The organism is Flavobacterium sp., assembly GCF_043779715.1.
Classification (GTDB): Bacteria; Bacteroidota; Bacteroidia; order Flavobacteriales; family Flavobacteriaceae; genus Flavobacterium.
Genome location: NZ_JAYWDT010000026.1, coordinates 1 through 4,824, shown reverse-complemented (window position 1 = coordinate 4,824; position 4,824 = coordinate 1). Strand labels below are relative to the sequence as shown.

Below are 4,824 nucleotides of genomic sequence, written 5' to 3'. Positions count from 1 at the left end.
GTTTTCTAAAAAGCAAACGCCTTCTCTAGATTTAGAACAACGGGAATTATGGTAAATGGTAATCATATTTTTAGCTATATTTGGAATATTAAATTTTTGTTAAGATAAAAAACAAATTTAATGAAATGTATACAAATTAAATAGCTAAAATATAATTATGCTTTTATTACGTGCTTTTAAATCAGAAAATCATTTCTGGAAATATCTAGTAGGTTCAATACTAATAATTATTGCATCAACAGTTGGTCAATTACCGTTAATGGGAATTGTAATGGCAAAATTATTAGCAGAAGGAAAAGGTTTTTATAATCTTGATGAAATCAGTTTGATGACTGTTTTAGATAAAAATTTAACTTTGTTTCTAATTCTATTTTCTTTTCTCGTAGCGCTTGGCGCAATATATTTAGTACTGAATTTTTTGCACAAACAAACCTTGTTAGATATTATCACCATTAGAAAAAAGGTAGATTGGAAAAGAGTATTTTTCGCGTTTAGTATCTGGGGGATTTTTCAAATAATTGTTACTATAATTAGTTATTATGTTGCTCCTGAAGATTTTGTTTTAAATTTTAAACCTGTTCAATTTGCCATTTTAGCAGTCATTGCTATTCTGATGATTCCTATTCAGACCAGTGTCGAAGAACTTGTTTTTAGAGGTTATCTTATGCAAGGATTTGGACTGTTAGCAAAAAATAGATGGTTTCCGTTACTCATGACTTCTCTGATTTTTGGATTAATGCATCTCGCCAATCCCGAAGTAGAAAAAATGGGTTATATCACAATGGTTTATTACATCGGAACAGGATTGTTTTTAGGGATTTTAGCGCTTATGGATGACGGACTCGAACTTTCTCTAGGTTTTCATGCAGCAAATAATTTATTTACAGCCTTATTAGTTACGTCAGACTGGACAGCTTTTCAAACTTATTCAATTCTAAAAGATGTTTCACAACCAGAGGCAGGTTTCGAAATCGTTTTTCCAGTGTTGGTTATTTTTCCAATTTTATTATTTGTTTTTGCGAAAAAATACGGTTGGACAAATTGGAAACAAAAATTAACTGGAAAATTAATAGCAACTCCAGAAGTGATAAACGTAGAAAATGACTAAACCAACTTACAAAAATGTTCATAATAAGTTTAAACTAAATGGTTTTCATTTTACGAAAGAAGATCTTTGTCGTGTGGCTATTAGTTATATAAAAGAAGGAGTAGAACACGAAAAACCTCTTGGTTCCTTCATTCTCGATTGGTTTGATGAAAAAAACTATCTAGAAATCATGACTTCAGGAACAACAGGAAAACCAAAAACAATTAGAATCGAAAAAGAAGCTATGGTCAATTCGGCACTAGCAACTGGCGATTTTTTCGAACTAAAATCAGGTGATAAAGCCTTAAATTGTTTGCCTGTAAAATATATTGCTGGAAAAATGATGTTTGTTCGTGCTTTTATTTTAGGTTTGGATTTAGATTTTGTTGCGCCAAGTTCTGCGCCAATGAAACGGAACGAAAAGATATATGATTTTGTAGCTATGGTTCCTTTACAGGTCGAAAATTCATTAACACAATTACATCAAATAAAAACATTGATTATTGGTGGTGCAAAAGTAAATAGCGATTTAGAAAAAAAACTAATTCAAACAAAATGTAACGTTTTCGAAACTTACAGTATGACCGAAACAGTTACGCATATTGCAGCCAAAAGAGTAGGAGAGAAGGCATTTACAACCTTGCCAAATGTTTCTATTTCACAAGACGAGAGACATTGTTTGGTTATTTCAGCTCCAAATTTAAACGTAAAAAATATAGTCACTAATGATATTATTGAATTAGTTTCGGACAACCAATTTATATGGTTAGGAAGGCAAGATAATGTAATAAACAGTGGAGGAATAAAGTTATTTCCAGAACAAATAGAAGCAAAACTTTCAGAAAAAATTACTAATAGATTTTTTGTTGCAGGAATTCCTGATGAAAAACTCGGCGAACAATTAGTACTTTTTATAGAAGGAAACCCATACGAAATTGAATCTTCTTTTTTTGATGATTTAGATAAATATGAGAAACCAAAACAAATAAAATTCATCCCTCATTTCATTGAAACCGAAACTGGGAAAATTAAAAGGAGCGAAGTCGTTGCTTCATTTTTATAAACCATCAAAACCTAACCAAATTATATGAAAACCTACTCGATACAAGAAATAAATGAAACCCTAAAAGGTGAAATCTCAGGAAATACAACACACAATATAACAGCTCCTGAACAACTGGAATTAGCAAAGGAAACGGAGATTTCATTTATTGGACATAAAAAATATGAAAAATTTTGGGAAACATCAAAAGCTTGTGCGGCGATTGTAAATGAAGATATTTCTATCGAACCTGGAGAGAATCGAGTTTTTATAAAAGTAAAAAATGCTGATTTGGCTATGTCGCAAGTCTTAGCTCTTTTTGCACCACCAGCACCAGTATTTAGGACAGCGATTCATCCAACAGCAATTATAGATGAAACCGCAATTATTGGAGAAGGAACAAGAATTGGAGCAGGAAGTTACATTGGACTAAATGTAAAAATTGAAAAAAATGTGACTATTTATCCTAATGTAACTATTCTCGACGAATGTACTATTGGAGATAATACAATTATTTGGTCAGGAACTGTAATTCGGGAACGATGTCATATTGGGAGTGATTGTATTCTTCATCCAAATGCAACAATTGGTGCCGATGGTTTTGGTTTTCGACCAGATCCAGCAAAAGGACTGGTTAAAATTCCACAAATAGGAAATGTTATTATAGGAAATAATGTAGAAATTGGCGCCAATTCTTCAGTTGACAGGGGAAAGTTTAGTTCGACTATTTTAGGAGATGGTTGCAAAATAGATAATTTAGTTCAAATAGGTCATAATAGTAAATTGGGAAAATTTTGTATTATGGCTGGAAACTCTGGTTTAGCAGGATCGGTTACTTTAGGAAACGGAGTTGTTATAGGAGGAAGCGCTTCAATAAAAGACCATTTAACATTGGGTGATGGTGCTATGGTTGGTGCGGGTTCTGGCGTTGCCGCCGATGTTCCTGCAGGAAAAGTAGTTTTAGGTTATCCAGCCGTCGAAGCCAGAGATGCATTAAAACAATGGGCTATTTTAAAACGATTGGTTAAAGAATCTTCAAAATAATTTTGTAATTACTATGTTATATTCATCGAACCAAATTCGCAATATGTAACGTACTCGCTTATAAATGCAAATCTGGGCTATCGGTTAAATAAAAAATAAAAACGGAAATAACTTATTAAGTTATTTCCGTTTTTACGCTTAATCTTTAAAGAGCCAGACTTATAGTGGTAAAATAAATAGAATTATCTAGTATAGATTTCAATATTACCATTTGCCTCTTTTAGCTTTAGTTCATGAATGGTAAGATTAACAATATCTTGAACAGTAGTTACTCCATCAACAACTCTTGTTAAGTTATTATGTGATCTGGAATAAATTCCCTCATCAGTAGTGAATGAACAAGGAGCAATTGTTGAATCATAATCCCCTTCAATTACAGTATTGTCAACTTTGAGATCCATGTAATCTTTGCTACACCCACTTTGATTTTGTGGTGCATCAGTCAATGTTTCTGTTGCTCCAGTAGTAGTACCTACTTTGCTAATTTCCCATTTTCCAGCTAAAGGAACAATAGTTTCTCCTTGATTTCCATCATCATCATTATTACAAGATACTGTAAACAATCCGATACTTAAGGCTAATGCCAATAATATGCTTCGATTTTTCATAATTAAATTCTTTAAAATTTATATATTCAAAGTTATCAGTAAAGCTTTGCGATAATGTTATAGAATTATTTAAAATAGTTGTATAATTAATTATTAACAACCGATTAAATTATTTTAGAAGATGTTTTTTCAACAATATCCTTATAGTTGTTTCATTTGAGAATAAGTAATGAAGAGTATTGAAATAATAGCTAATAAAATTCCAGCATAGTTTATTTTAGATAGTTTTTCTTTAAAAATAATAATGCCAACGCAGCTTCCTAATAGAATCACGCCCATGTTCATTCCTGCAAATACTGTTGATGGATTTTCCGAAAGAGCTTGATGAGCCTTGATATATAATGAAATATTTCCAAAATTAAGTACACCAACTCCCAATCCCCAAAGGGCATTTTTTAAATCAAATTTTTCTTTTTCTTTTACAATATAATAAGTTGAGATAATCGCCGAAGCAATTAACGATCCAATGAAAATAAGGAAAAGCACTTCCGTAAATTTAATTTCGCTTAAAACTGAAATTTGTTTGAATAGAACATCAATAGTTCCAAATCCCAAAAGCACAAGTAAAAGAAAATGCCATTTATTTTTCTCTTTTATTACTTTTTGATTCTCTTTATATAAGGTAAAGTCAATAGCCGAAAAGGCGAATAACAACCCAATAAGTTTATAATAATTAAACGCTTCTTTAAAAATAAAATAAGAAGCCAAAATAGAAATGAAAAGTGACAATCGTTGCGCAATATCTGTTTTTACAATACCATTATATTGGATAGCTTTTGCCTGAAAAATAAAGATTATTGGAAGTAAAAAACAAAGTGTTACAAGTATTAATCCTGTTGAAATACTGAAATGGGTTTTAAATTCAGGCTGGTAAGCAAAATGAGTCAATATTAAGGCAAAAACATAATTCCAAGTGATGATTTGATAAAAACTAAGATTGTTTTTTTTGACTATTTTTAACAAAACACCGACTAAAACGCTACAAATAATGCTAAAAACTACATACAACATATTGGAAATTATTTAATGCAATAATACAAAAA

General features: G+C 31.0%; 5 protein-coding genes. 3 read left to right on the top strand and 2 right to left on the bottom strand.

The window, feature by feature from the left end:
* Positions 1-157: 157 nt before the first annotated feature.
* Genes ACH2BG_RS01010 through lpxD form a run of 3 tightly spaced genes read left to right on the top strand, consistent with a single transcriptional unit; the run spans position 158 to position 3,173 of the window.
* Positions 158-1,108 (top strand): CPBP family intramembrane glutamic endopeptidase, encoded by a 951-nt coding sequence (locus ACH2BG_RS01010; RefSeq protein WP_395045876.1) that lies wholly within the window; start codon positions 158-160, stop codon positions 1,106-1,108.
* Positions 1,101-2,150 (top strand): AMP-binding protein, encoded by a 1,050-nt coding sequence (locus ACH2BG_RS01005; protein WP_395045875.1) that lies wholly within the window; start codon positions 1,101-1,103, stop codon positions 2,148-2,150. Before ACH2BG_RS01010 ends, ACH2BG_RS01005 begins: the two co-directional genes overlap by 8 nt.
* 24 nt (positions 2,151-2,174) lie before the next feature.
* Positions 2,175-3,173 carry a UDP-3-O-(3-hydroxymyristoyl)glucosamine N-acyltransferase gene (lpxD, locus tag ACH2BG_RS01000; RefSeq protein ID WP_395045874.1) on the top strand — a complete coding sequence of 333 codons (999 nt, stop codon included), beginning with the start codon at positions 2,175-2,177 and terminating at the stop codon, positions 3,171-3,173.
* Between the two features lie 182 nt (positions 3,174-3,355).
* Here lpxD and ACH2BG_RS00995 read toward each other — a convergent pair whose 3' ends face one another.
* Positions 3,356-3,781 (bottom strand): hypothetical protein, encoded by a 426-nt coding sequence (locus ACH2BG_RS00995; protein ID WP_395045873.1) that lies wholly within the window; start codon positions 3,779-3,781, stop codon positions 3,356-3,358.
* Between the two features lie 141 nt (positions 3,782-3,922).
* Complete coding sequence (locus ACH2BG_RS00990) at positions 3,923-4,792, bottom strand: EamA family transporter (RefSeq protein ID WP_395045872.1); 870 nt, start codon at positions 4,790-4,792, stop codon at positions 3,923-3,925.
* Between the last annotated feature and the right edge of the window lie 32 nt (positions 4,793-4,824).

Bases quoted from the DNA above. Each gene is read 5' to 3' on its own strand.
- ACH2BG_RS01010 (WP_395045876.1), top strand. From the start codon at position 158: ATGCTTTTATTACGTGCTTTTAAATCAGAAAATCATTTCTGGAAATAT.
- ACH2BG_RS01005 (WP_395045875.1), top strand. From the start codon at position 1,101: ATGACTAAACCAACTTACAAAAATGTTCATAATAAGTTTAAACTAAAT.
- ACH2BG_RS00995 (WP_395045873.1), bottom strand. From the start codon at position 3,781: ATGAAAAATCGAAGCATATTATTGGCATTAGCCTTAAGTATCGGATTG.
- ACH2BG_RS00990 (WP_395045872.1), bottom strand. From the start codon at position 4,792: ATGTTGTATGTAGTTTTTAGCATTATTTGTAGCGTTTTAGTCGGTGTT.
- lpxD (WP_395045874.1), top strand. From the start codon at position 2,175: ATGAAAACCTACTCGATACAAGAAATAAATGAAACCCTAAAAGGTGAA.